Raw genomic sequence first — 26,299 nt, 5'->3', positions numbered from 1 at the left:
ACGCTACAAATATAGTCTACAGACGCTGTTTAAACTGGTAGTAGCGACCCTGTTTCGCCAACAGCTCTGCGTGACTACCTTGCTCAATAATGTGTCCGTTGTCCATCACAATTATCCGATCAAAACTCGCCAGTCCGCGCAGGCGGTGTGTGACCATCAGCACGGTTTTTCCGCTCATCACATTTGCCAGTAAATCAAGGATTTGGCTCTCGGTTGTGGCATCCAGCCCTTCGGTGGGTTCGTCGAGCAGCATCAGCGGCGCATCGTGCAGCAGCGCGCGCGCAATGGCCAGACGGCGCAGCTCACCGCCGGAGAGCTGACGGCCGCCTTCGCCCAGCCAGCTGTTCAGCCCGTCGTCCTCAAGCAGTTTTTGCAGTCCGACCTGCTCCAGCACGGCGCGAAGCGCATCATCAGAGGCCTCTGGCGCGGCCAGCAGCAGGTTATCGCGCAGGGTGGCGCTAAACAGATGCACGCGCTGCGGAACGACGCTCACCGTCTTGCGCAGGGCCTGCTCGCTGAAATCGGTCAGCAAGGTGTTGTTAAAACGAATCTGACCGCGCTGCGGATCCCAGGCGCGGGTCAGCAGCTGCAGCAGCGTCGATTTACCGCAGCCGGTACGGCCGAGGATCGCCATCCGCTGTCCTGCGTTAACAGAAAGGTTGATACCGTCCAGCGCGTTCTGCGCCTGTTTGTCATAGGCGAAGGTGACATCTTCAAGCGTCAGCGCAACCTGCTCTGGTACCGCGGTTTGCCCGGCACTGAAAGTGACTTCAGGCTCCTGTTCGGCAATCTGCGTGATGCGCAGAGCAGAGGCGATCACCTGACCCAGATGCTGGAAGGCGCCCGTCACCGGGGCCAGCGCTTCAAACGCCGCCAGCGCGCAGAAGACGAAAAGGGCAATAAGAGGACCCGGCTGTGAATTTCCCCCAACATCGCCGGAGGCCAGCCACAGCATGGCAATCACCGCCACGCCGCCGATTAACATCATCAGCGCCTGAGAGAAGGCCGTCAGCTCCGACTGGCGGCGCTGGGCCTCATGCCAGTTAAGCTCCGTACTTTCCATCCGCGCACGGTAGCGCTTACTGGCGCCAAAAATCGTCAGCTCTGCCTGCCCCTGAAGCCAGGAGGTGAGCTGCTGGCGGTAGTCTCCGCGCAGGCGCGTCAGGTTTTCCCCGGTGGATTTCCCGGCGCGGTAAAACAGCGGCGGCAGAATGATGAGCGTCAGCAGCATGATCCCGCCCAGCGTCAGCGCAACGGAAACATCCAGAACAGACAGCCCCAGCGTGACCACCACAATCACCACAAACGCGCCCACGATCGGGGAAATCACGCGCAGGTAAAGGTGATCCAGCGTGTCGACATCCGCAACAACACGGTTAAGTAATTCACCCTGACGAAAACGCGCCAGCCCGGCAGGGGAGAGGGGCAGCAGCTTGCTGAAGGTGTAGATGCGCAGGTGCTGCAGCACGCGGAAAGTAGCGTCGTGGCTGACCAGCCGTTCGAAATAGCGTCCGGCAGTACGGGTGATGGCGGTACCGCGAACGCCGGCAGCCGGGAGCATATAGTTGAAGCTGTATAAACCGGCAAAGCCCGCGACGGCCGAGGCCGACAGGAACCAGCCGGAAAGCGTGAGCAGGCCAATGCTGGCGAGCAGCGTGACAATCGCCAGCACAATCCCCAGCGTCAGCATCCATTTGTGGCGTTTATAGAGCGCAAGATAAGGCAGCAGAGCACGCATCAGATGTCCTCCTGACGGTTCGCCAGCAGGGCGGCAAACGGTCCCTGCGCGGCAACGAGAGAGGCGTAATCGCCTTGCTCAACAATACGACCGTTCTCCATGACCCAGATCTGGTCCCAGTCGGCAATCCCCTCCAGCTGATGGGTAACCATCAGGGTGGTTTGCTGACGGGAGGCAGCGTTCAGGGCCTCCATTACGCGCTGCTCGCTGTGGGCATCCAGGCTGGCGGCGGGCTCATCCAGCAGCATCAGCTGACAAGGATTCAACAACGCGCGGGCAACCGCCACACGCTGCGCCTGTCCGACCGACAGCCCTGCGGACTGATCGCCGACCACGGTATCTACACCCTGCGGAAGCAGCGGCAGAAACTCGCTGACCCAGGCGCGGTCGAGCACCGATTGCAGTTCATCTTCACGCGCGTCCGGGCGCGCCAGCAGAACGTTTTCACGCAGCGTAGAGGCTGGAAGCTGCGGGTTTTGTCCTACCCAACTGAGCTGTTTACGCCAGGCGTCTGGATCGAGGTTGCGCAGTTCGGTTTTGTTGATCCGCAGTGAACCCGTGTAGGCCATAAAGCCGGATAGCGCATTCAGCAGAGAACTTTTCCCGGAACCGCTGGTGCCGACGAGCACCACCCGTTGTCCGGCAGGCAAGGTAAAGTTGAGCGGCCCCGCGAGCACTTTGCCTTCGGGTGACAGAATGGAAAAGTCCTGCGCTTCAATAGTCACGGGATCTTTAGCATTCAGCGTCACGTCACCCCGCTCCGGGTGTGCCAGCGGCGTTTCAAGGAACGTTTTCAGGCTATCGGCTGCGCCAACCGCCTGCGCTTTGGCGTGATAGAAGGTCCCCAGATCGCGAAGCGGCTGGAAAAACTCCGGGGCCAGGATCAGCGCCAGGAAACCGGCAGAAAGGGTCACCGCCGTGCCGTAATGGCCGAAATCCAGCGCGCCAAGGTAGGAGAAGCCAAAGTAGACCGCCACGAGGGCAATGGACAGTGAGGTAAAGAATTCCAGTACGCCGGAAGACAAGAAGGCGAGGCGTAACACTTCCATGGTGCGCTGACGGAAGTCCTGCGATGCCTGGCGAATGTTTTCGGTTTCCGCTTCACCGCGGCCAAAAATGCGTAACGTCTCCATGCCGCGCAGACGGTCGAGGAAATGGCCGCTCAGGCGACCCAGTGCCAGGAAGTTACGGCGGTTGGCATCCGCTGCCCCCATGCCGACCAGCGCCATAAACAGCGGGATCAGCGGGGCGGTGCCCATCAGAATCAGCGCAGCCATCCAGTTCACCGGGAAGATGGCGATCACGATCAGCAGCGGCACGAAGACGGCAAGGGCCATCTGCGGCAGATAGCGCGCATAGTAGTCGTGCATATCGTCAATCTGCTCAAGGATCAGCGTCGCCCAGCTACCGGCCGGTTTTCCCTGGATCCACGCGGGCCCGGCTTCCTGAAGGCGATCCAGCACCTGACGGCGGATCTCGTAGCGGATATGCTGTCCGGCGTGAAAACCGACGCGCTCACGCAGCCACACCACCCAGGCGCGCAGGATAAAAATCAGGATCAGGACAATAAAGGGCAGCAACAGCGCTTCGCGCGGGATGTTCTCCATGATCATGTGATTAAGAATGCGGGCCAGCAGCCATGCCTGGGCAACAATCAACAGACCGCTAACGAACCCCAGGAGACGGGAAATCGTAAGCCAGCGGCGGGAAATAACGCTTTGCTGTTTCAGCCAGCGTGTTAACTCTTGTTGACGGGTTTTTTCCATTGCGTACTTTGCAGGTGACGTTATTAGAAGTTGGGCAGCGCAATGTTACAACGGGGAGACCATAAAGGCGACTTATCGCCGCCTTTATTTACGTTTGTTACTGACTTGTAAAGATTATTTACCTTGTTCAGCCAGTCCATCGAGGTAGCGTTCAGCGTCCAGCGCGGCCATACAGCCGGTGCCCGCAGAGGTAATCGCCTGACGATAAATGTGGTCCATCACGTCACCAGCCGCGAACACGCCCGGGATGCTGGTCTGGGTCGCGTTACCGTGAATGCCGGACTGCACTTTGATATAGCCGTTTTCCAGCTCCAGCTGACCGTCGAAGATCGCGGTGTTCGGGCTGTGACCGATCGCCACAAACAGGCCCGCCACTTCAAGCGTTTCGACGTTGTCGGTGTTCTGGGTATCACGGATACGCAGACCGGCAACGCCCATCTGGTCGCCCGTCACCTCTTCCAGAGTACGGTTGGTGTGCAGCACGATGTTGCCGCTTGCCACTTTATCCATCAGGCGTTTGATCAGGATTTTCTCCGCGCGGAAGGTTTCGCGACGGTGGATCAGGTGCACCTCAGAGGCAATGTTCGCCAGGTAGAGCGCTTCTTCCACTGCGGTGTTGCCGCCGCCGATGACCGCGACTTTCTGATTGCGGTAGAAGAAACCGTCACAGGTTGCGCAGGCAGAGACGCCGCGGCCTTTGAACGCTTCTTCAGATGGCAGACCGAGGTAACGGGCAGAGGCGCCTGTGGCGACGATCAGCGCGTCACAGGTGTATTCGCCGTTGTCGCCCGTCAGGCGGAACGGACGGTTCTGCAGATCGACCTTATTGATGTGGTCGAACAGAATTTCAGTTTCGAATTTAGCGGCATGCTCGTGCATACGTTCCATCAGCAGCGGCCCGGTCAGGTCGTTCGGGTCCCCTGGCCAGTTTTCCACTTCGGTGGTGGTGGTCAGCTGACCGCCTTTTTCCATGCCGGTGATGAGTACCGGGTGCAGGTTAGCGCGTGCAGCATAGACCGCTGCGGTATATCCCGCAGGTCCAGAACCAAGGATTAGCAGCTTACTGTGTTTGGCCGTGCCCATGAGATCCCCATTGTTGTTGGCAGACATTTGGCTGGATTGTAGGGAATTTGTTGTCGTAAAAAAAGAGCACAGCAATTTTGATATCAATCTGTGTAATAGCCACGGACGATGAGTGGCGCGCTATAACATCACGCTTTCGCCTGAAACCGGTCGTTTGTAAGGCAATAAAATGAGGATTAATACCCCGCCGTAATGAATATCCGGCATGTTGTACTAAAAAACGATGTTTTGCTTTGACAATCCCCTGCGCTTTTGCGAAAACATTCAAGGAAGAAAAAAACCGCGTTAACCGTATGCCGCATAGGCATGCACGTAAATGCCATTTTTACCGGGTCAGTGAAATCTACGCATGGCGTGGACAGACGCCATACGTGATGTCGGTGACTGCCTTCGGGCAACGGTCTTCTTACCAACAGAACCCGAATCCGCATCGCGTCTAATACAAAACCAGGCGATGTGATGACTAACGGGTACAGGCTCTGAACAGTGATGTGCACAGGGTCCAGGCAGGAGTAGGGAAGGAATACAGAGAGACAATAATAATGGTAGATAGCAAGAAGCGCCCTGGCAAAGATCTCGACCGTATCGATCGTAACATTCTTAATGAATTGCAAAAGGATGGGCGTATTTCCAACGTCGAGCTTTCAAAACGTGTGGGACTTTCCCCGACGCCGTGCCTTGAGCGTGTGCGCCGACTGGAAAGACAGGGTTTTATTCAGGGCTATACGGCTCTGCTGAACCCGCATTATCTGGATGCCTCACTTCTGGTATTTGTTGAGATTACTCTGAATCGTGGTGCGCCGGATGTGTTTGAGCAATTTAACGCCGCTGTACAAAAACTTGAAGAAATTCAAGAGTGTCATCTGGTATCCGGTGATTTCGACTATCTGTTGAAAACCCGTGTGCCTGATATGTCCGCCTACCGTAAGCTGCTGGGGGAAACCCTGCTGCGTCTGCCAGGCGTGAACGACACCCGTACGTATGTGGTGATGGAAGAGGTCAAACAGAGCAATCGTCTGGTTATTAAGACGCGCTAACACGGAACAGGTGCAAAATCAGCGTAGTTTGATTACACTCCTGTTAATCCATACAGCAACAGTGCCGGGGAGTCCCGGCGCTGTTGTCCGTTTTAGCAAAAAGGCAGGATATGCCTGATACCTGGAGAGCCTTTTTTGAGCCAGGAATACACTGAAGACAAAGAAGTCACACTATCGAAGCTAAGCAGCGGACGTCGTCTCCTCGAGGCTTTGCTGATTGTTATTGCCCTTTTTGCCGTCTGGCTGATGGCAGCCTTACTCAGTTTCAACCCCTCAGATCCCAGCTGGTCACAAACTGCATGGCATGAGCCTATCCATAATTTAGGCGGTGTCCCCGGTGCCTGGCTTGCGGACACGCTGTTCTTCATTTTCGGTGTGATGGCCTACACCCTTCCCGTCATTATTATTGGCGGATGCTGGTTTGCGTGGCGTCATCGTCAGAACGATGATTACATCGACTATTTTGCCGTGTCGCTGCGTCTGATTGGCGCGCTGGCGCTGATCCTCACCTCGTGCGGGCTGGCAGCGATAAATGCGGATGATATCTGGTACTTCGCCTCTGGCGGGGTGATTGGCAGCTTACTCAGTTCTGCGCTACAGCCGATGCTGCACAGCAGCGGCGGCACGCTGGCGCTGCTGTGCATCTGGGCGGCCGGGCTGACGCTGTTTACCGGCTGGTCCTGGGTGAGCATTGCCGAGAAGATCGGCAGTTTTATCCTCACCATTTTGACCTTCGCCAGCAACCGTACCCGCCGTGACGATACGTGGGTTGATGAAGAAGAATACGAAGATGAAGAGGAAGATGACGCGCCTGTGCAGCGTCGCGAGTCTCGCCGTGCGCGTATTCTGCGCGGCGCGCTGGCCCGTCGCCAGCGTGTTGCTGAGAAATTTGCTAACCCTCTGGGTCGTAAAACCGATGCAGCGCTCTTCTCCGGTAAACGCATGGATGAAGACGAGCAGGTAGCGTATCGCGCTGCGGGTGTCGCCGTCGATCCTGACGATGTGCTCTTCTCCGGCAGCCGGGCCACGCCGGGTGACTTCGACGAATACGATCCGCTGTTAAATGGCCATTCGGTTACCGAGCCGGTTGCGGCCGCAGCAGCCGCGACGACCGCTGCGCAGGCGTATGCCGCGCCTGTCGACGCCGTGACGCCATCCGCGCCGGTTTCGCCGCCGGAATCCGTTATTCAGCAGCCTCAGGTTGACTGGCAGACTGCGCCTGGCGTTCACACGCCGGAGCCCGTTATCGCGCCTGAACCTGAAAGCTACATCCCTGTGCAGCAGGAGCAGTGGCAGCAGCCTTATCAGCCGCCGCAGCCTGCGTATGAACCGCAAAATTACCCGCACTATGAACAGCCTGTGGCTCAACCTTATCAGGAGTATGTGCCTGAGCCGGTTGAACCTGTGCAGCCTTATGTAGAGCCGCAGCCTGAACCTGAAATCGTGGAAGAGGTAAAACCCTCTCGTCCACCTATGTACTATTTTGAAGAAGTTGAAGAGCGTCGCGCGCGTGAACGCGAGCAGCTGGCGGCCTGGTACCAGCCCGTGCCTGAACCGGTGCACGAGCCGGTGACGAAAGCGCCTGCTGTTTCCGTTCCACCGATCGACCCGACGCCTGCAGTCGCACCCGTAGCGGAAAGCGTGAAGCAGGCTACCGCGGCCGCTGCCGTGGCGGCACCTGTCTTTAGCCTGGCAACAGGGGGCGCGCCACGTCCTCAGGTGAAGGAGGGGATTGGTCCGCAACTGCCTCGCCCTAACCGCGTTCGCGTTCCAACCCGCCGTGAGCTTGCCTCTTATGGTATCAAGTTGCCTTCCCAGCGTATGGCCGAAGAGAAAGCGCGCGAGCCTGAGTACGAAGATGACGCCGATGAAATGCAGCAGGACGAGCTGGCCCGCCAGTTCGCCGCGCAGCAGAATCAGCGCTACGGTGAAGAATACCAGCACGATGAACCGGTGCTGGAAGACGAAGAGGACGCGGCTGAAGCAGAACTGGCGCGCCAGTTTGCCGCCACCCAGCAGCAGCGCTATTCCGGTGAGCAACCGGCTGGCGCAAATCCGTTCTCGCTGTCTGATTTTGAATTCTCACCGATGAAGGATCTGGTGGATGATGGCCCTAGCGAGCCTTTATTTACCCCGAGCGTGATGCCGGAAGCGGAGCCTGTGCGCCAGCAGCCAGCACCACAGGCCTACGCGCAGCCGCATCAACCTGTTCAGCAACCGCAGCAGCCGCCGCAGTTCCAGCAGCCCGCGCTTCAGCCGCAGGAAAGTCTGATTCACCCGCTGCTGATGCGTAACGGTGACAGCCGTCCGCTGCAGCGTCCAAGCACTCCGCTGCCGTCTCTGGATCTGTTAACGCCACCGCCGTCAGAAGTGGAGCCGGTCGATACCTTCGCGCTTGAACAAATGGCGCGTCTGGTGGAAGCCCGTCTGGCTGACTTCCGCATCAAGGCGGACGTGGTGAACTACTCACCGGGTCCGGTGATCACCCGTTTTGAACTGAACCTGGCACCAGGCGTAAAAGCGGCGCGTATTTCTAACCTGTCCCGCGACCTGGCGCGTTCTCTCTCGACCGTGGCGGTACGTGTGGTGGAAGTGATTCCGGGCAAGCCGTACGTTGGGCTTGAGCTGCCGAACAAGAAACGTCAGACCGTCTACCTGCGTGAAGTGCTGGATAACACCAAATTCCGCGATAACCCGTCCCCGCTGACCGTGGTGTTGGGTAAAGATATCGCAGGCGATCCGGTCGTGGCAGATCTCGCGAAAATGCCTCACCTGCTGGTTGCGGGTACTACCGGCTCCGGTAAGTCTGTCGGCGTGAACGCCATGATCCTCAGCATGCTCTATAAAGCGCAGCCGGAAGATGTGCGTTTCATCATGATCGACCCGAAAATGCTTGAACTGTCGGTCTACGAAGGCATCCCGCATCTGCTGACCGAAGTTGTGACCGACATGAAGGACGCCGCCAACGCCCTGCGCTGGAGCGTCAATGAGATGGAACGCCGCTACAAGCTGATGTCTGCGCTGGGCGTGCGTAACCTGGCCGGGTATAACGAGAAAATCGCCCAGGCGGTGCGCATGGGACGTCCGATCCCGGATCCTTACTGGAAGCCGGGTGACAGCATGGATGCCCAGCATCCAGTCCTGGAAAAGCTGCCTTATATCGTCGTGCTGGTCGATGAATTCGCTGACCTGATGATGACCGTCGGTAAGAAAGTGGAAGAGTTGATTGCCCGTCTGGCGCAGAAAGCGCGTGCGGCCGGTATTCACCTTGTGCTCGCGACCCAGCGTCCTTCCGTGGACGTTATCACCGGTCTTATCAAAGCGAACATTCCGACGCGTATCGCCTTTACCGTATCAAGTAAAATTGACTCCCGTACCATTCTTGACCAGGGCGGCGCAGAGTCGCTGCTGGGTATGGGTGACATGCTCTATTCCGGCCCGAACTCCACCTCTCCGGTGCGTGTCCACGGTGCGTTCGTCCGCGATGAGGAAGTACACGCCGTCGTGCAGGACTGGAAAGCGCGCGGTCGTCCACAATACGTTGACGGCATCACCAGCGATACGGAAAGCGAAGGCGGCGGCGGTGGCTTCGACGGCGGCGAAGAGCTGGATCCTTTATTCGATCAGGCGGTTAACTTCGTTACCGAAAAACGCAAAGCGTCCATCTCTGGCGTGCAGCGCCAGTTCCGCATCGGCTATAACCGCGCAGCGCGCATCATCGAGCAGATGGAAGCGCAGGGCATTGTGAGCGAGCAGGGGCATAACGGTAACCGCGAGGTGCTGGCGCCGCCGCCGTTTGATTAACCTTCAGCGATTGCAAAGAAGGGTAAATCAGCCAAAATTAAGCATTTTCTTCTGTCGCCTGCCTTCGGGCAGGTCCAGAATAGAAGACGGAAACCCCATATCGGGAAGACGTATTTTAAGGAATAACAATGAAAAAAATCGCCATCGCCTGTGCATTACTCACCAGTTTTGTCGCCAGCAGCGTCTGGGCTGATGCGGCCAGCGACCTTAAAAGCCGACTGGATAAAGTAAGCAGCTTCCACGCCAGCTTCACGCAAAAAGTGACGGACGGCAGCGGCAACGCGGTGCAGGAAGGCCAGGGAGATTTGTGGGTAAAACGCCCGAATCTGTTCAACTGGCACATGACCCAGCCGGATGAGAGCATCCTGGTGTCTGACGGCAAAACCTTATGGTTCTTCAACCCGTTCGTTGAGCAGGCAACGGCGACCTGGCTGAAAGATGCCACCAGCAATACGCCGTTTATGCTGATTGCCCGTAACCAGTCCAGCGACTGGCAGCAGTACAATATTAAACAGACCGGTGACGAGTTTGTCCTGACGCCGAAAGGCAGCAACGGCAACCTGAAGCAGTTCACCATTAACGTAAGCACCAACGGTACCATTAATCAGTTCGGCGCGGTTGAGCAGGACGATCAGCGCAGCAGCTACCAGCTCAAGTCTCAGCAGAACGGCGCCGTTGATGCATCGAAATTCACCTTTACCCCGCCGCAGGGCGTAACGGTGGACGATCAACGCAATAAGTAAGAGGCGTGAGTGGGCAATCTGTCGCTCGATTTTTCAGATAACGCGTTTCAACCTCTGGCCGCTCGCATGCGGCCAGAAAATTTAGCGCAGTACATCGGCCAGCAGCACCTGCTGGCTGCCGGTAAGCCATTGCCGCGCGCCATTGAGGCCGGGCATCTTCACTCCATGATCCTTTGGGGCCCCCCTGGCACCGGCAAGACCACGCTTGCAGAAGTGATCGCCCGCTATGCCAACGCGGACGTTGAACGCATTTCGGCGGTCACCTCCGGCGTGAAGGAGATCCGTGAGGCGATCGAGCGTGCGCGGCAGAACCGCAATGCCGGGCGGCGCACCATCCTCTTCGTGGACGAAGTCCACCGCTTCAACAAGAGCCAGCAGGATGCCTTCCTGCCGCATATTGAAGACGGCACGATCTTCTTCATCGGAGCGACCACCGAAAATCCGTCGTTTGAACTGAACTCGGCGCTGCTGTCCCGCGCGCGCGTTTACCTGCTCAAATCGCTGACCACTGAGGATATTGAAAAGGTTCTCACCCAGGCGATGGACGACAAAGCGCGCGGCTACGGCGGGCAGGATATCGTTCTGCCTGACGACACGCGTCGTGCGATTGCCGAGCTGGTCAACGGCGATGCGCGTCGGGCGCTGAATACGCTGGAAATGATGGCCGATATGGCCGAAATCGACGATGCCGGGAAGCGGGTGCTGAAGCAGGAGCTGCTCACCGAAATTGCGGGTGAACGCAGCGCGCGTTTCGATAACAAAGGCGACCGTTTTTACGACCTGATCTCGGCGCTGCATAAGTCCGTGCGCGGCAGCGCGCCGGATGCGGCGCTTTACTGGTACGCGCGCATTATCACTGCGGGCGGCGATCCGTTATATGTCGCGCGTCGCTGCCTGGCGATTGCGTCAGAAGATGTCGGCAATGCCGATCCTCGCGCCATGCAGGTCGCGCTGTCGGCCTGGGACTGCTTCACCCGCGTTGGACCCGCGGAAGGCGAACGAGCCATTGCGCAGGCGATTGTCTATCTGGCCTGCGCGCCGAAAAGCAATGCGGTTTATACCGCCTTCAAAGCGGCGATGTCCGACGCGCGCGAACGCCCGGACTACGATGTGCCGGTTCATCTGCGTAACGCGCCGACCAAACTGATGAAAGAGATGGGTTACGGGCAGGAGTATCGTTACGCTCATGATGAACCCAACGCCTACGCTGCCGGGGAGGAATATTTCCCGCAGGAGATGGCACAAACGCGCTATTATCGCCCCACAAACAGAGGTCTTGAAGGCAAGATTGGTGAAAAGCTCACCTGGCTCGCCGGACAGGATCAAAATAGCCCTATAAAACGCTACCGTTAGTTCAATCGTTGCGGTAATGTTGGCATAGTATCCTTGTGGCCGCAGGCTGTGGTCACATTTTCCTATTTTAATTCGATAAGCACAGGATAAGCATGCTCGATCCCAATCTGCTGCGTAATGAGCCAGACGCAGTCGCTGAAAAACTGGCACGCCGGGGCTTTAAGCTGGATGTAGATAAGCTGCGCGCTCTTGAAGAGCGTCGTAAAGTTCTGCAGGTACAAACTGAAAATCTGCAGGCAGAGCGTAATTCTCGATCGAAATCCATCGGCCAGGCGAAAGCGCGCGGGGAAGATATTGAGCCATTACGCCTGGAAGTGAACAAACTGGGCGAAGAACTCGATCAGGCGAAAGCTGAGCTGGACGTTCTTCAGGCCGAGATTCGTGATATTGCCCTGGCTATCCCGAACATTCCTGACGACAGCGTGCCTGTCGGGAAAGATGAAAACGACAACGTTGAAGTGAAACGCTGGGGTACGCCTCGTGAGTTTGACTTCGAAGTGCGCGATCACGTGACGCTGGGCGAAATGCACGCGGGCCTGGACTTTGCGGCAGCGGTTAAGCTGACCGGCTCTCGCTTCGTGGTGATGAAAGGCCAGATTGCCCATCTGCACCGCGCGCTGGCGCAGTTCATGCTGGATCTGCACACCGAGCAGCATGGCTACAGCGAAACCTACGTGCCGTATCTGGTCAACCACGATACGCTTTACGGTACGGGTCAGTTGCCGAAATTTGCCGGCGATCTGTTCCATACCCGTCCGCTGGACGAGGAAGCCGACAGCAGCAACTACGCGCTGATCCCAACCGCTGAAGTGCCGCTTACTAACCTCGTGCGTGATGAGATCATCGATGAAGACGACCTGCCAATTAAGCTGACGGCACACTCTCCGTGCTTCCGTTCTGAAGCAGGTTCTTACGGTCGCGACACGCGCGGTCTGATCCGTATGCACCAGTTCGATAAAGTTGAGATGGTGCAGATTGTCCGTCCTGAAGAGTCCATGGACGCGCTGGAAGAGATGACCGGCCACGCTGAGAAAGTGCTGGAGCTGCTGGGCCTGCCGTACCGTCGTATGGCCCTGTGCACCGGTGATATGGGCTTTGGCGCCTGCAAAACCTTCGATCTGGAAGTGTGGGTGCCTGCGCAGAACACCTACCGTGAAATCTCCTCCTGCTCTAACGTCTGGGATTTCCAGGCGCGCCGCATGCAGGCTCGCTGCCGCAGCAAATCTGACAAGAAAACCCGTCTGGTGCATACCCTGAACGGTTCTGGTCTGGCTGTGGGCCGTACGCTGGTTGCCGTGCTGGAAAACTATCAGCAGGCAGACGGTCGTATTGAGATCCCTGAAGTGTTGCGTCCGTACATGAAAGGCCAGCAGTACATCGGCTAATTCTTTGCCTCACAACAAAAAAAGCGCCTTTAGGCGCTTTTTTTATGCCGCTGAATTGACACGACGCAATACCCCCTCCCTCTAAAGTAGTAATACTCCTCCGAATGAAAGTCAGCATAAAAAGCTGATTACGTAAAAATTCGTTGTATATAAAACTACATAGCGGTTTGCGCCGCCACTCTTTTCTTTGTGAGCAACCAAAGTGAGTCTCTATGAAAATCAACGCGCCTGAAGCATTAATGGCTGCCGAGGTCACTCGCCGTGGGTTGATGAAAACCACGGCAATAGGCGGCCTGGCCGTAGCCAGTAGTGCCTTCACGCTCCCTTTTACCCGACTGGCCTCAGCGGTGGATGCATTATCCCCAGCTTCAGCTCCGGAAAAAGTGGTGTGGAGTGCCTGTACCGTTAACTGCGGTAGCCGTTGTCCGCTGCGTATGCACGTGGTGGATGGCGAAATTAAATATGTCGAAACCGACAATACCGGGGACGATAACTACGAAGGGTTACATCAGGTTCGTGCCTGTCTGCGCGGCCGCTCCATGCGTCGTCGCGTGTATAATCCGGACCGCCTGAAATATCCGATGAAGCGCGTCGGTAAGCGTGGCGAAGGGAAGTTCGAGCGCATTAGCTGGGATGAAGCCTACGACATCATCGCCACAAATATGCAGCGCCTTATCAAAGAGTACGGCAACGAATCCATCTACCTGAACTACGGCACCGGGACGCTCGGCGGCACGCTGACCCGCTCCTGGCCACCGGGTAAAACGCTGGTGGCGCGCCTGATGAACTGCTGCGGCGGTTATCTCAATCACTATGGTGACTACTCATCGGCGCAGATTGCTGCTGGTCTGAACTACACCTACGGCGGCTGGGCGGACGGAAACAGCCCGTCTGATATCGAAAACAGTAAGCTGGTCGTGCTGTTTGGTAACAACCCGGGCGAAACCCGCATGAGCGGCGGCGGGGTGACCTACTACCTCGAACAGGCCCGCGCAAAATCCAATGCCCGCATGATCATCATCGATCCGCGCTATACCGACACCGGCGCCGGACGTGAAGACGAGTGGATCCCAATCCGTCCGGGTACCGATGCGGCATTGGTGTCAGCGCTGGCATGGGTGATGATCACCGAAAACCTCGTCGATCAGCCTTTCCTGGATAAATACTGCGTCGGCTATGACGAGAAAACCCTTCCAGCCAGCGCGCCTGCTAACGGTCACTACAAGGCGTATATTCTCGGGCAGGGCAGCGACGGCGTGGCGAAAACGCCAGAGTGGGCGTCCACCATCACCGGTATTCCGGCCGAGCGTATCGTTCAGCTGGCGCGTGAGATTGGCTCGGCCAAACCGGCCTACATCAGCCAGGGCTGGGGACCGCAGCGCCATGCGAACGGCGAAATCGCGACCCGTGCCATCTCCATGCTCTCCATTCTGACCGGGAACGTCGGTATTCACGGCGGTAACACCGGCGCGCGCGAAGGCTCGTATGAAGTGCCGTTTGAACGTATGCCGACGCTGGATAACCCTGTTCAGACCAGCATCTCCATGTTTATGTGGACCGATGCGATTGAACGTGGTCCTGAAATGACCGCCCTGCGCGACGGCGTGCGCGGCAAGGACAAGCTGGACGTGCCGATCAAGATGATCTGGAACTATGCCGGTAACTGTCTCATCAACCAGCACTCCGAAATCAACCGCACCCATGAAATCCTGCAGGATGACAAGAAGTGCGAGATGATTGTGGTCATCGACTGCCACATGACCTCCTCGGCGAAATACGCCGATATCCTGCTGCCGGACTGCACCGCCTCTGAGCAGATAGATTTCGCGCTGGATGCCTCCTGCGGCAACATGTCCTACGTGATTTTTACGGATCAGGCCATCAAACCGCGCTTCGAGTGCAAAACCATTTATGAGATGACCTCTGAGCTGGCGAAACGTCTTGGCGTTGAGCAGCAGTTTACCGAGGGGCGTACACAGGAAGGGTGGATGCGCCATCTGCATGAACTCTCCCGTAAGGCGGTCCCTGACCTGCCTGATTTCGATACCTTCCGCAAGCAGGGTATGTACAAACAGCGCGATCCGGAAGGGCACCACGTGGCGTACAAAGCGTTCCGTGAAGATCCGCAGGCGAACCCGCTAACCACGCCGTCGGGCAAAATCGAAATCTACTCCGAAGAGCTGGCAAAAATCGCGTCGACCTGGGAGCTGCCGGAAGGGGACGTTATCGATCCGCTGCCGATCTACACGCCGGGTTTTGAGAACTACAACGATCCGCTGACGGCGAAATTCCCGCTGCAGCTGACCGGTTTCCACTACAAAGCGCGCGTTCACTCCACCTACGGCAACGTCGACGTACTTAAGGCCGCCTGCCGTCAGGAGATGTGGATCAACCCGATGGATGCCAAAGCACGCGGCATCAGCAATGGCGATCGCGTGCGTATCTTCAACGGTCGCGGCGAGGTGCACATTGAAGCCAAAGTGACGCCGCGCATGATGCCTGGCGTGGTGGCGCTGGGAGAAGGGGCCTGGTACAGCCCTGATGCCAATCGCATCGACCAGGCGGGCAGTATTAACGTGCTGACCACGCAGCGTCCGTCGCCGCTGGCGAAGGGCAACCCATCCCACACAAACCTTGTCCAGGTTGAAAAGGTTTAAGGAGTAGCCGATGACAACCCAGTATGGATTTTTTATTGATTCCAGCCGTTGCACCGGGTGCAAAACCTGCGAGCTGGCCTGTAAAGATTACAAAGACCTGACTCCTGACGTCAGCTTCCGCCGTATTTACGAATACGCCGGTGGCGACTGGCAGGAAGATAACGGCGTCTGGCATCAGAACGTCTTTGCGTATTACCTGTCGATTGCCTGTAACCACTGTGAAGATCCGGCCTGCACCAAGGTCTGTCCGAGCGGGGCGATGCACAAGCGTGAAGACGGCTTTGTGGTGGTGGACGAAGATGTCTGCATCGGCTGTCGGTACTGCCATATGGCGTGCCCGTACGGCGCGCCTCAGTACAACGCCGCCAAAGGTCATATGACCAAATGCGACGGTTGCCACACCCGCGTGGCGGATGGCAAAAAGCCGATTTGCGTTGAGTCCTGTCCGCTGCGCGCGCTGGACTTCGGCCCTATTGAAGAGCTGCGTAAAAAACACGGTCAGCTTGCTGCCGTTGCGCCGCTGCCGTCTGCGCACTTCACGAAGCCGAGCATTGTGATTAAACCTAACGCCAACAGCCGTCCTACAGGTGACACCACCGGCTACCTGGCAAATCCGAAGGAGGTGTGAGATGGGAAGTGGATGGCATGAATGGCCGCTGATGATCTTCACGGTCTTTGGCCAGTGCGTTGCGGGTGGTTTTATCGTGCTCGCGCTGGCGCTGTTAAAAGGGAACCTCAATGCCGAACAGCAGCAGCGTTTAGTGTTGAGCATGTTTGGCCTGTGGGTGCTGATGGGGATTGGTTTTATCGCCTCCACGCTGCACCTGGGTTCGCCGATGCGCGCGTTTAACTCTCTGAACCGCGTGGGGGCCTCATCCCTTAGTAACGAGATTGCCAGCGGGGCAATTTTCTTTGCCGTCGGTGGGCTGGGTTGGCTGCTGGCCGCGATGAAGAAATTGCCTGCGGGTCTGCGCAGCCTGTGGCTGATCGTGACCATGGTACTGGGCGTGGTGTTCGTGTGGATGATGGTGCGTGTGTATAACACTATCGATACCGTTCCAACCTGGTACAGCGTCTGGACGCCGATGAGCTTCTTCCTGACGATGTTTATCGGCGGGCCGCTGCTGGGCTACCTGCTGCTGCGCGTGGCGGGCGTAGACGGCTGGGCAATGCGTTTGCTGCCAGCCGTTTCGCTGCTGGCGCTGGTGGTGAGTGCGGTGGTCGCCCTTATGCAGGGTGCCGAACTGGCAACCATTCACAGCTCTATCCAGCAGGCTTCTGCCCTGGTGCCGGACTACGGTTCTCTGATGGCCTGGCGCATCGTTCTGCTGGTCGCGGCGTTGGTATTCTGGATCGCGCCTCAGCTTAAAGGTTATCAGCCCGCGCTGCTGCTGCTGTCACTGGCCTTTGTGCTGGTCCTGGCGGGGGAACTGATTGGCCGCGGCGTGTTCTACGGGTTGCATATGACCGTAGGTATGGCTATCGCCAGCTAGCGTTGCATTTCGTTATATCAAGCCGGGCCTGAGTGCCCGGCTTTTTCTTTTTTCGATCATGAAATTTTTCGACTGACGTTTTGTTTTAATTTTGCCCATTAATAAATAAAAACAGATACATAATTAATATCTATAGCAGGCGTGGCATTAGCAGGATAAGTTTTTTAAATCGACAGGGAACATATTGTGCGAGGCGGCTAAATCAGTGGATTGACTTTGTTTTTGCCAGTGGCATGATGCGCACGAAATCTGAACTTCCTCACGGTTTTTAATCCATGACCACCTATACCCGGCCAGTGCTTCTGTTGCTCTGTGGCCTGCTTCTGTTGACCCTGGCGATCGCAGTGTTAAATACGCTCGTCCCGCTGTGGCTCGCCCATGAAAACTTACCGACCTGGCAGGTGGGTATGGTCAGCTCGTCCTTTTTTACCGGCAACCTGTTGGGTACGCTGGTGACCGGGAGCCTGATTAAGCGCTTTGGCTTTAATCGCAGCTATTATCTGGCTTCGCTGATTTTCGCCGCCGGGTGTGCAGGGCTGGGCCTGATGGTCGGCTTCTGGAGCTGGATGGCATGGCGCTTTATCGCTGGCGTAGGCTGCGCGATGATTTGGGTGGTGGTTGAAAGTGCGCTGATGTGCAGCGGCACCACCCGCAACCGCGGACGCCTGCTGGCAGCCTATATGATGGTTTATTACGTCGGCACCGTGCTGGGTCAACTGATGGTCAGCAAGCTGCCAACCGACCTGATGAGCGTTCTGCCGTGGGTCACGGGCATGGTGCTGGCCGCGATCCTGCCGCTGCTCTTCACGCGCATTGTGAACCAGAACAGCGAGCATCAGGAAGCGACCCACGTCTGGCCAATGCTCAGACTCCGTCAGGCGCGTCTGGGCGTTAACGGCTGCATTATCTCGGGGATTGTGCTGGGCTCGCTCTACGGCCTGATGCCGCTCTATCTGAATCATCAGGGCGTCAGCGATTCCGGAATTGGTTTCTGGATGGCGGTCATGGTGAGTGCGGGGATCGTCGGGCAGTGGCCGATTGGCCGTCTGGCGGACCGCTTCGGTCGTCTGCTGGTGCTGCGCGTTCAGGTTTTCGTGGTCATCATGGGATGCCTTGCTATGCTCAGCAACGCCGCGATGGCGCCTGCGCTGTTTATTCTCGGGGCCGCCGGCTTTACGCTCTATCCGGTCGCGATGGCCTGGGCCTGTGAGAAAGTTGAACATCACCAGCTGGTGGCAATGAACCAGGCGCTGTTACTGAGCTATACCATCGGCAGCTTATTAGGGCCGACGTTTACCGCGATGCTGATGCAGAATTACTCTGATAATTTATTGTTTATCATGATCGCCAGCGTATCGTTTATTTATCTCTTAATGCTGCTGCGCAAAGTGGGCGAACACCCAACGCCTGTGGCTCATGCCTGATTAATTAAAAGCCTGTCGATGACAGGCTTTTTTGTCCCTGTCACAACTAAGAGTTTTACTTATTGTTTGTTTATTGCGCCGGGCGATAATTCATGTGAGTCCTACCACTATAAGGCAGCAATCATGTCTATTCGTCGTTTTTCCACTACCGCACTTGCCGTAGTGTTGTCTTTAACGTTTGCAACGGCTCCGGTCATGGCTAATCCTGGAAACGGGAATGGCGGTGGTCACGGAAACGGTGGCGGGCAAGGTAATAGCGGCAATCATGGTAACGGGAGTTCTGGTAACCATGGCAATAAGCAAAATAACGGTCAGGATAACCCAGGAAAATCGGATAAGAGCTTTAAAAACAGTAAAGATGTCGGTAACGATGTCGACGCTCGCGTGAGCTTCGATCATGCCCGCCATCTGGCACTGAATTATGGCTTAACGGGCTATGAGTCTCTGCCTCCGGGTATCGCGAAAAACCTGGCGCGCGGTAAGCCGTTGCCTCCGGGCATTGCGAAGAAAACCGTACCGGCCTCAATGCTGGGCCAGCTTCCTTCCTACCCGGGCTATGAATGGCGCGTGGTCGGAGACGATCTGGTCTTAATAGCGCTGAGTACAGCCATCGTGACGTCCGTTATTAACGGCGTCTTTAAATAGAATATAAAAAGGCCCGGTTTTCACCGGGCCTTTTCTTTAATACATCACCTTGTGGCCGTACTGTTCAAGAATACCTTTGACGCGTTCCATCGTCTCTTTTTTCGGCGGCTTCACGCCATCAAGTTTGTACTCTTCGCCCATCGCCACCCATTTATGTTTACCCAGCTCGTGATAGGGCAGAAGCTCGATTTTCTCGACGTTGCCCATGTCGCGGGTAAATTCCCCGAGGCGGTGCGCGGAGTCATCATCATCTGACCAGCCGGGCACAACCACGTAGCGGATCCAGGTTTTAATACCTTTATCGGCGATGTATTTGGCGAATTCCAGCGTACGGTGGTTTGAGACGCCAACCAGGTTCTGGTGGATCTCATCGTTCATCTGTTTGAGATCGAGCATCACCAGATCGGTCACTTCAAGCAGCTCGTCGATAACCGGATCGTAACGGCGTACAAAGCCGTTGGTGTCGAGGCAGGTATGAATGCCTTCTTTGCGGCAGGCACGGAACCAGTCGCGCACAAACTCCGCCTGAAGAATCGCCTCGCCGCCGGATGCGGTGACGCCGCCGCCGGACGCGTTCATAAAGTGGCGGTAGGTCACCACCTCTTTCATCAAGTCTTCAACGGTCACTTCTTTACCGCCATGGGTATCCCAGGTGTCACGGTTATGGCAGTACAGGCAGCGCATCAGGCAGCCCTGGAAAAAGGTGATGAAGCGGATACCCGGGCCATCGACGGTGCCACAGGATTCAAAGGAGTGAATGCGACCAATAATTGACATTGCGGTGATATCTCCAGCATCGGCCCGTCCGGGGCCTGTGTATGCACAGCTCAAAACCGGCTGTGTTAAGTCTGTTTTGGCTGTTATCCATTAAGTATAGATAGCGGACAAAAGAGACTGAGGTGGAGAGGGTGCTAAAAAGGCCCCACTGACGTGGAGCCTTTATTGTACGCTTTTTAACGCATGATTTCAGTCAATTCCACTTACATGGACTGAGTGAAAGTACGGGTGATAACGTCCTGCTGCTGTTCTTTAGTCAGGGAGTTAAAACGTACTGCGTAGCCAGATACGCGGATGGTCAGCTGAGGATATTTCTCAGGGTGTTCCATCGCGTCGAGCAGCATTTCACGGTTCATGACGTTCACGTTCAGGTGCTGACCACCTTCGATGGACGCTTCGTGGTGGAAGTAACCATCCATCAGACCCGCGAGGTTAGTTTTACGTACTTCGTCGTCTTTACCCAGCGCGTTTGGCACGATAGAGAAGGTGTAAGAGATACCATCTTTCGCGTAAGCAAACGGCAGTTTAGCAACGGAGGTCAGAGAGGCAACCGCACCTTTCTGGTCACGACCGTGCATTGGGTTAGCACCTGGGCCGAATGGCGCGCCAGCACGACGACCGTCTGGGGTGTTACCGGTTTTCTTACCATACACAACGTTAGAGGTGATGGTCAGAACAGACTGAGTCGGGATAGCGTTACGGTAAGTAGTCAGTTTCTGAATTTTCTTCATGAAACGTTCTACCAGGTCAACCGCCATGTCATCAACGCGAGAGTCGTTGTTACCAAACTGCGGATATTCGCCTTCGATTTCGAAGTCTACAGCCAGGCCGTCTTCGTCACGAATTGGTTTAACTTTCGCATATTTGATTGCAGACAGGGAGTCAGCAGCAACGGACAGACCAGCGATACCACACGCCATGGTGCGGACAACGTCACGGTCGTGCAGCGCCATCAGAGAGGCTTCGTAGCTGTACTTGTCGTGCATGTAGTGGATAACGTTCAGCGCAGTGACGTACTGTTTAGCCAGCCAGTCCATGAAGTGATCCATGCGCTCCATCACTTCGTCGAAGTTCAGAACGTCGCCTTTGATCGGCTCAGACTTAGGACCAACCTGCATTTTCAGTTTTTCATCAACGCCGCCGTTGATTGCGTACAGCATGGTTTTCGCCAGGTTTGCACGCGCACCGAAGAACTGCATTTGTTTACCAACAACCATTGGGCTTACGCAGCAAGCGATAGCGTAATCGTCGTTGTTGAAGTCCGGACGCATCAGGTCATCGTTCTCGTACTGCAGAGAAGAGGTATCGATGGACACTTTAGCGGCGAATTTCTTGAAGTTCAGAGGCAGTTTTTCAGACCACAGAACGGTGATGTTCGGCTCCGGAGAAGGACCCATGGTGTACAGGGTATTCAGGAAGCGGAAGCTGTTTTTGGTTACCAGAGTACGGCCGTCAACGCCCATACCACCGATGGATTCTGTTGCCCAGATTGGGTCACCAGAGAACAGCTCATCGTATTCAGGGGTACGCAGGAAGCGAACCATACGCAGTTTCATGACCAGGTGGTCAATCATTTCCTGAGCGTCTTGCTCGGTGATTTTGCCTGCTTTGATGTCGCGTTCGATGTACGCATCCAGGAAGGTGGATACGCGACCGAAGGACATTGCTGCACCGTTCTGAGACTTAACAGCGGCCAGGTAGCCGAAGTAGGTCCACTGGATAGCTTCCTGAGCGTTGGTAGCCGGACCAGAGATATCGCAGCCATATTTCGCCGCCATCTCTTTGATCTGACCCAGCGCGCGGTGCTGTTCAGCGATTTCTTCACGCAGACGGATAGTCGCTTCCAGGTTTACGCCGTTTTCCAGATCGGACTGCAGGGAAACAAACTGCGCGTACTTGTCTTTCATCAGGAAGTCGATACCGTACAGCGCAACGCGACGGTAGTCACCGATGATACGGCCACGGCCATACGCATCTGGCAGACCAGTCAGAACGCCAGATTTACGGCAGTTCAGAATGTCTTTGGTGTAAACATCGAATACACCCTGGTTGTGGGTTTTGCGGTATTCGGTGAAGATTTTTTTCAGCATTGGGTCCAGCTCGCGGTTATACGCTTTGCATGAACCTTCAACCATTTTAATACCACCGAACGGGATGATTGCGCGTTTCAGTGGTGCTTCAGTCTGCAGACCAACGATTTTCTCAAGGGCTTTGTTGATGTAGCCAGCATCGTGAGAAGTGATGGTGGAAGCAACGGAGGTGTCAAAATCAACTGGCGCGTGAGTGCGGTTTTCCAGTTTAACGCCTTCCATTACGCTGTCCCACAGCTTGGTGGTCGCGTCAGTTGCGCCAGCCAGGAAGGATTCGTCACCTTCATACGGGGTATAGTTTTTCTGAATGAAGTCACGTACGTTTACTTCATTCTGCCAGTCACCTTTCGCAAAACCTTCCCAGGCTGTGGCTAACTTTTCATTAAGCTCGGACATGTAACACCTACCTTCTTAAGTGGATTTTTTATTTACTGCCTGAGAAAACCATCAATGATGATCGTCGCCACGCAGGTAAATGACCCAGTATGTCAACCCAACTAACAGACCCCCACCGATAATGTTCCCGATAGTGACAGGGATCAGGTTATCAGTAATGAAATTCATAATAGTCAGGTGAGAGAAACTTTCCGGGGATGAACCAACTGCGGTCCAGAACTCCGGGCTCGCAAAGTCGCGGATAACAATGCCCATTGGGATCATGAACATATTCGCGATACTGTGCTCAAAGCCGCTGGCAACAAACATCGCAACCGGCAGAACCATAATTAAGGCTTTGTCCATCAGGCTACGACCCGAGTAGCTCATCCATACAGCCAGGCAGACCATCAGGTTAGCGAGGATGCCGAGAGCAACGGCTTCGATAAATGTGTGGTGCATTTTGTGGTCGGCGGTTTGCAGGACGTTAAGGCCCCAGCCACCGTTGGCGGTCATGTACTCGCCAGAAAGCCACATCAACAAAACAAAGAGCAGACAGCCAACCAGGTTACCCACGTAGACGTTAAGCCAGTTACGTGCCAGCTGACCCCAGGTAATTCTTCCGCTGGCCTTTGCCACGACAATCAGCACCGTTGAGGTGAAGAGGTCGGCGCCGCAGATGACGCAGAGAATCAGACCCAGTGAGAAGCAAATGCCGCCAATCAGTTTGGCCATGCCGAAAGGCATTCCGGCAGTACCGGTGGTGGCGGTGATGTAGAAGACGAAAGCGATAGAGATGAACACACCAGCCGTGATCGCCAGATAGAACGTCTTCATCGGGTGTTTCGTTGCTTTATAGACACCTGCTTCTTCGGCAACTTTGGCCATCGCAGCAGGGAGTAAAAGATCAAAAGGGTTGTCAGCTTTCACACTAACTCTCTCTTTATTAAGTCGGCGACGAGATACTAACAAAGCATTATAGAAGAGAAATTGATATAGATCATATCTCGCCTGGCTTATAGGCCCGCAGTGTGTATGGTTTTACAACAAATGCGGAGTAAGTAATTGATTATCCGTATAAAAATAAATTTTAAAAGTTATGAAAAGAGTTGAATTTTTTCGTTCGGCCACCCCTGACGCAGTTAATTAATATGGAGTATTTACCATAAAAAGTAACAGTAAAGCCCAGGTAAATATTATTATATTTACCCATGTTTAACTTTATTATTACAATCAACAGTCATTGCCGAAGAAAATAAAAAACGGGGCAATGAAATTGCCCCGTAATATAGCCCAGACGATTGAATACGCCTACTGCTGGTAATGTTATCTGCGCTTATTTTGACCAGTAAGCGGCTTTTGCTTTCTGCAGCTTTTCGTAGGCCTTCAGCAGCGACTGATGCGCCGGGAAGGCTTTCAGATCGCTATCAACAGCCTGCAGACCATAGAACGGCGCTTCGCCGCTCAGGGCCGCGCTGGCTGCTTCTACGGCCTCAGCACCGTACATACGCACGAAAGCGTTCAGGTATTGCAGCGGCTCGCGATCGTCTTCCTGTGCCAGCAGTAACAGGGTTTGCAGGCAGCGGTAATAATTGGTGCGTTCGGCAGAGAAGACCGACTGGTTGAATTCCATGGTCCACTCGGTCCAGGCCAGGGCCTGATCCAAATCGCCACCCGCCAGGGCCAGCATCGCTTTCAGCTCACCGATACGCAGGGTATACCAGCCGTTGTCTTTACCGGTCGCCAGGCCCAGCAGTTCGCGTACGCGGGTAAAGTCATCGTGGCCTTCTTCGTCCAGCTGGGCGATCAGGTTCAGATAATCTTCTTTCTCCCACTCGCTGCCCGGCAGAGCCAGCAGCGTTTCGCGCAGGTGCGCGCCCATGCTGTTATTCGCCAGCCACAGATCTTCAGCCGGGTAGATGTCGGACATGCCCGGAACAATAATGCGGCACGCGTAGACGCCAAGATGTTCGTAGTCGGCAATGTAAACTTCCTGATCTTCCGCGTTGAAGATCGCCATCAGCGTGGCGAACTCTTCTTCCGTGGTACCGGCAAAGCTCCAGTCCACGAACGGATAGTCGGCGTCCTGCTTGAACATATCCCAGGAAATTAAACCGCTGGAGTCGATGAAGTGGGTTTCAAGGTTGGTATGCTCGGCCACTTCTTCATCGTCAAACGTTGGCGGAGTGAAGACGTCGAGATCTTTCAGGCTGCGGCCCTGCAGCAGCTCGGTAACGGTACGCTCCAGCGCGACGCCGAAGTCAGGGTGCGCGCCGAAGGAGGCGAAGCAGGTGCCGTTGGCCGGGTTAAACAGCACCACGCAGATAACCGGATACTTGCCGCCCAGCGAGCCGTCATAGGCAAAGATTGGGAAACCTTCTGCTTCCAGCTTAGCGATGGACTCCACTACGCCCGGGTAGCGCGCCAGCACGTCTGCCGGAATTTCTGGCAGGCTGATGGATTCAGCGATGATGCGGTTTTTAATGTGGCGTTCAAAGACTTCAGACAGACCCTGCACGCGCGCTTCATTGCGGGTGTTACCGGCGGACATACCGTTGGACACATACAGGTTGCCAACGATGTTCATCGGGATATAGACGGTCTGCTCGTCAGACTGACGGGTGAACGGCAGGGCGCAGATACCGCGATCCTCGTTACCGGACTGCAGATCGATCAGCATGCTGGCGGTCAGTTCGCTGTCTGGATCGTAGAAGGCACGCAGGCGCGCGTCGAGAATACCTTCCGGCAGCTCGTCGTCTTCGGTCAGCGGGAACCATTTTTCATTTGGATAGTGAACGAACGGGCCGTTGGCGATGGTCTCGCCCAGCCAGAAGTCAGCGAAGAAATAGTTGGTGGACAGACGCTCAAAATACTCACCCAGCGCAGAGGCCAGTGCCGCTTTTTTTGTCGCGCCTTTACCGTTGGTAAAGCACAGGGCACAGTCTTTATCGCGAATATGCACGGACCAGACATGAGGCACCGGATTGAGCCAGGAGGCTTCTTCGATGTTAAAACCCAGGTCGGTCAGTTTCTGCTGGAAGCGAGCGATGGAATCTTCCAGAGCGGCGTCTTTGCCGGGGATAAACGTTTGAGTCATGGCGTTCACTTTTATCGTACGTAAAGCGCGCAATGATACGGGTTTTGCGTGACGGGTGCTATCTTCGGCGAAAATAAAAGGCTGGGCTATGCTTAGTGGCAGTAACTGACTGTTAAGGCATAGAAAAATGAAAGCATTTGATCTCCAGCGGATGGCGTTTGATAAAGTTCCTCCTGAATTTCTGGGCGAAGTGGCGCTGCGCAGCCTGTATACCTTCGTACTTGTCTTCCTGTTTCTTAAAATCACCGGCCGTCGCGGCGTGCGGCAGATGTCCCTCTTTGAGGTGTTGATCATCCTGACGCTGGGCTCGGCGGCGGGGGACGTTGCCTTTTATGACGATGTGCCGATGGTGCCGGTGTTTATCGTTTTTGTCTCACTGGCGCTGCTTTACCGTCTTGTCATGTGGCTGATGTCGAAAAGCGAAAAGCTGGAAGATCTGCTTGAAGGCAAGCCGGTCGTTATCGTCGAGGACGGACAGCTGGCCTGGGAAAATGTACAAAGCGCCAATATGACCGAGTTTGAGTTCTTTATGGAGCTTCGCCTGAACAGCGTTGAACAGCTCGGGCAGGTGCGTCTGGCGATCATGGAAACCAACGGGCAGATCAGCGTCTATTACTATTCTGACGACGAGGTGAAGCCGGGACTGTGTATCCTGCCGGATATGCTCATTGAGCGTTTCAGAACGGTACCGGAATCCGGCGAGTATGCTTGCGTAAGATGTAGCCATGTTGTCGCGATGCAGCCGGGGGATCGTCAATTATGCCCCCGCTGTGCAAATCCGGAATGGACGAAGGTTAGCCGGGCCAAACGTATTACCTGACAGCCATTTTGT

The 26,299-nt window shown here is 55.7% G+C and carries 18 protein-coding genes; 11 read left to right on the top strand and 7 right to left on the bottom strand.

Annotated features, from left to right (window positions below; all coding sequences use genetic code 11):
- Positions 1 to 16: 16 nt before the first annotated feature.
- The 3 genes from cydC to trxB form a co-directional block, all read right to left on the bottom strand.
- Positions 17 to 1,738, bottom strand: a complete 1,722-nt coding sequence (cydC, locus tag P346_RS15925; protein WP_032658217.1) for a heme ABC transporter ATP-binding protein/permease CydC — start codon at positions 1,736 to 1,738, stop codon at positions 17 to 19.
- Positions 1,738 to 3,504: a heme ABC transporter permease/ATP-binding protein CydD gene (gene cydD, locus P346_RS15930; protein WP_032658216.1), complete on the bottom strand. Its 1,767-nt coding sequence runs from the start codon at positions 3,502 to 3,504 to the stop codon at positions 1,738 to 1,740. The genes cydC and cydD overlap by 1 nt, the downstream gene beginning before the upstream one ends.
- Positions 3,505 to 3,618: 114 nt before the next feature.
- Positions 3,619 to 4,587 carry a thioredoxin-disulfide reductase gene (gene trxB / locus P346_RS15935; protein WP_032658215.1) on the bottom strand — a complete coding sequence of 323 codons (969 nt, stop codon included), beginning with the start codon at positions 4,585 to 4,587 and terminating at the stop codon, positions 3,619 to 3,621.
- Between the two features lie 542 nt (positions 4,588 to 5,129).
- On the opposite strand from trxB, the gene lrp reads away from it, so the two are divergent.
- The 10 genes from lrp (at position 5,130) to P346_RS15985 (ending at position 19,128) form a co-directional block, all read left to right on the top strand.
- Entirely contained in the window at positions 5,130 to 5,624 is a 495-nt protein-coding gene (gene lrp / locus P346_RS15940; protein WP_000228469.1) for a leucine-responsive transcriptional regulator Lrp, read from the top strand.
- A gap of 135 nt (positions 5,625 to 5,759) precedes the next feature.
- Positions 5,760 to 9,428 (top strand): DNA translocase FtsK 4TM domain-containing protein, encoded by a 3,669-nt coding sequence (locus P346_RS15945; protein WP_032658213.1) that lies wholly within the window; start codon positions 5,760 to 5,762, stop codon positions 9,426 to 9,428.
- 128 nt (positions 9,429 to 9,556) lie between these two features.
- Entirely contained in the window at positions 9,557 to 10,171 is a 615-nt protein-coding gene (gene lolA / locus P346_RS15950) for an outer membrane lipoprotein chaperone LolA (protein ID WP_023310983.1), read from the top strand.
- Positions 10,172 to 10,180: 9 nt separating this feature from the next.
- Positions 10,181 to 11,524, top strand: coding sequence for a replication-associated recombination protein RarA (gene rarA, locus P346_RS15955; RefSeq protein WP_032658212.1), 1,344 nt, complete (start codon positions 10,181 to 10,183; stop codon positions 11,522 to 11,524).
- A gap of 92 nt (positions 11,525 to 11,616) precedes the next feature.
- Complete coding sequence (serS, locus tag P346_RS15960) at positions 11,617 to 12,909, top strand: serine--tRNA ligase (protein ID WP_008499983.1); 1,293 nt, start codon at positions 11,617 to 11,619, stop codon at positions 12,907 to 12,909.
- 212 nt (positions 12,910 to 13,121) lie between these two features.
- The gene (gene dmsA / locus P346_RS15965) at positions 13,122 to 15,566 is read left to right on the top strand and encodes a dimethylsulfoxide reductase subunit A (protein ID WP_032658211.1); all 2,445 of its coding nucleotides are present in this window, start codon (positions 13,122 to 13,124) and stop codon (positions 15,564 to 15,566) included.
- Positions 15,567 to 15,576: 10 nt separating this feature from the next.
- Positions 15,577 to 16,194 carry a DMSO/selenate family reductase complex B subunit gene (locus P346_RS15970; protein WP_032658209.1) on the top strand — a complete coding sequence of 206 codons (618 nt, stop codon included), beginning with the start codon at positions 15,577 to 15,579 and terminating at the stop codon, positions 16,192 to 16,194.
- 1 nt (position 16,195) lies between these two features.
- Positions 16,196 to 17,059, top strand: coding sequence for a dimethyl sulfoxide reductase anchor subunit family protein (locus P346_RS15975; RefSeq protein WP_032658207.1), 864 nt, complete (start codon positions 16,196 to 16,198; stop codon positions 17,057 to 17,059).
- 275 nt (positions 17,060 to 17,334) lie between these two features.
- Positions 17,335 to 18,483, top strand: a complete 1,149-nt coding sequence (locus P346_RS15980; protein WP_032658206.1) for an MFS transporter — start codon at positions 17,335 to 17,337, stop codon at positions 18,481 to 18,483.
- 123 nt (positions 18,484 to 18,606) lie between these two features.
- Entirely contained in the window at positions 18,607 to 19,128 is a 522-nt protein-coding gene (locus P346_RS15985; protein ID WP_032658205.1) for an anti-virulence regulator CigR family protein, read from the top strand.
- A 36-nt stretch (positions 19,129 to 19,164) separates the two neighbouring features.
- Here the strand turns inward: P346_RS15985 and pflA are convergent, their stop codons facing one another.
- From pflA to ycaO, 4 genes are all read right to left on the bottom strand, one after another.
- Positions 19,165 to 19,905, bottom strand: a complete 741-nt coding sequence (gene pflA, locus P346_RS15990; protein WP_010429226.1) for a pyruvate formate lyase 1-activating protein — start codon at positions 19,903 to 19,905, stop codon at positions 19,165 to 19,167.
- Between the two features lie 203 nt (positions 19,906 to 20,108).
- Positions 20,109 to 22,391, bottom strand: coding sequence for a formate C-acetyltransferase (gene pflB, locus P346_RS15995; RefSeq protein WP_029739495.1), 2,283 nt, complete (start codon positions 22,389 to 22,391; stop codon positions 20,109 to 20,111).
- 51 nt (positions 22,392 to 22,442) lie between these two features.
- Positions 22,443 to 23,300 (bottom strand): formate transporter FocA, encoded by an 858-nt coding sequence (gene focA / locus P346_RS16000; RefSeq protein ID WP_008499974.1) that lies wholly within the window; start codon positions 23,298 to 23,300, stop codon positions 22,443 to 22,445.
- A 406-nt stretch (positions 23,301 to 23,706) separates the two neighbouring features.
- Positions 23,707 to 25,467, bottom strand: coding sequence for a 30S ribosomal protein S12 methylthiotransferase accessory factor YcaO (gene ycaO, locus P346_RS16005; RefSeq protein WP_032658203.1), 1,761 nt, complete (start codon positions 25,465 to 25,467; stop codon positions 23,707 to 23,709).
- A gap of 127 nt (positions 25,468 to 25,594) precedes the next feature.
- On the opposite strand from ycaO, the gene P346_RS16010 reads away from it, so the two are divergent.
- Positions 25,595 to 26,287, top strand: a complete 693-nt coding sequence (locus P346_RS16010) for a DUF421 domain-containing protein (protein ID WP_023310994.1) — start codon at positions 25,595 to 25,597, stop codon at positions 26,285 to 26,287.
- The last annotated feature ends 12 nt before the right edge of the window (positions 26,288 to 26,299 follow it).

The organism is Enterobacter sp. DC1, assembly GCF_000568075.1.
Lineage (GTDB): Bacteria > Pseudomonadota > Gammaproteobacteria > Enterobacterales > Enterobacteriaceae > Enterobacter > Enterobacter asburiae.
The sequence above is the reverse complement of the archived record's forward strand: the minus strand, read 5'-3'. Positions and strand labels throughout refer to the sequence as shown.

What these genes read in the sequence shown, in the direction of transcription:
- P346_RS15970 (WP_032658209.1), top strand. Translation starts at nt 15,577, where the DNA reads ATGACAACCCAGTATGGATTTTTTATTGATTCCAGCCGTTGCACCGGG.
- P346_RS15975 (WP_032658207.1), top strand. Translation starts at nt 16,196, where the DNA reads ATGGGAAGTGGATGGCATGAATGGCCGCTGATGATCTTCACGGTCTTT.
- lolA (WP_023310983.1), top strand. Translation starts at nt 9,557, where the DNA reads ATGAAAAAAATCGCCATCGCCTGTGCATTACTCACCAGTTTTGTCGCC.
- pflB (WP_029739495.1), bottom strand. Translation starts at nt 22,391, where the DNA reads ATGTCCGAGCTTAATGAAAAGTTAGCCACAGCCTGGGAAGGTTTTGCG.
- cydD (WP_032658216.1), bottom strand. Translation starts at nt 3,504, where the DNA reads ATGGAAAAAACCCGTCAACAAGAGTTAACACGCTGGCTGAAACAGCAA.
- dmsA (WP_032658211.1), top strand. Translation starts at nt 13,122, where the DNA reads ATGAAAATCAACGCGCCTGAAGCATTAATGGCTGCCGAGGTCACTCGC.
- trxB (WP_032658215.1), bottom strand. Translation starts at nt 4,587, where the DNA reads ATGGGCACGGCCAAACACAGTAAGCTGCTAATCCTTGGTTCTGGACCT.
- ycaO (WP_032658203.1), bottom strand. Translation starts at nt 25,467, where the DNA reads ATGACTCAAACGTTTATCCCCGGCAAAGACGCCGCTCTGGAAGATTCC.
- pflA (WP_010429226.1), bottom strand. Translation starts at nt 19,905, where the DNA reads ATGTCAATTATTGGTCGCATTCACTCCTTTGAATCCTGTGGCACCGTC.
- cydC (WP_032658217.1), bottom strand. Translation starts at nt 1,738, where the DNA reads ATGCGTGCTCTGCTGCCTTATCTTGCGCTCTATAAACGCCACAAATGG.
- P346_RS15980 (WP_032658206.1), top strand. Translation starts at nt 17,335, where the DNA reads ATGACCACCTATACCCGGCCAGTGCTTCTGTTGCTCTGTGGCCTGCTT.
- P346_RS15985 (WP_032658205.1), top strand. Translation starts at nt 18,607, where the DNA reads ATGTCTATTCGTCGTTTTTCCACTACCGCACTTGCCGTAGTGTTGTCT.
- P346_RS16010 (WP_023310994.1), top strand. Translation starts at nt 25,595, where the DNA reads ATGAAAGCATTTGATCTCCAGCGGATGGCGTTTGATAAAGTTCCTCCT.
- serS (WP_008499983.1), top strand. Translation starts at nt 11,617, where the DNA reads ATGCTCGATCCCAATCTGCTGCGTAATGAGCCAGACGCAGTCGCTGAA.
- lrp (WP_000228469.1), top strand. Translation starts at nt 5,130, where the DNA reads ATGGTAGATAGCAAGAAGCGCCCTGGCAAAGATCTCGACCGTATCGAT.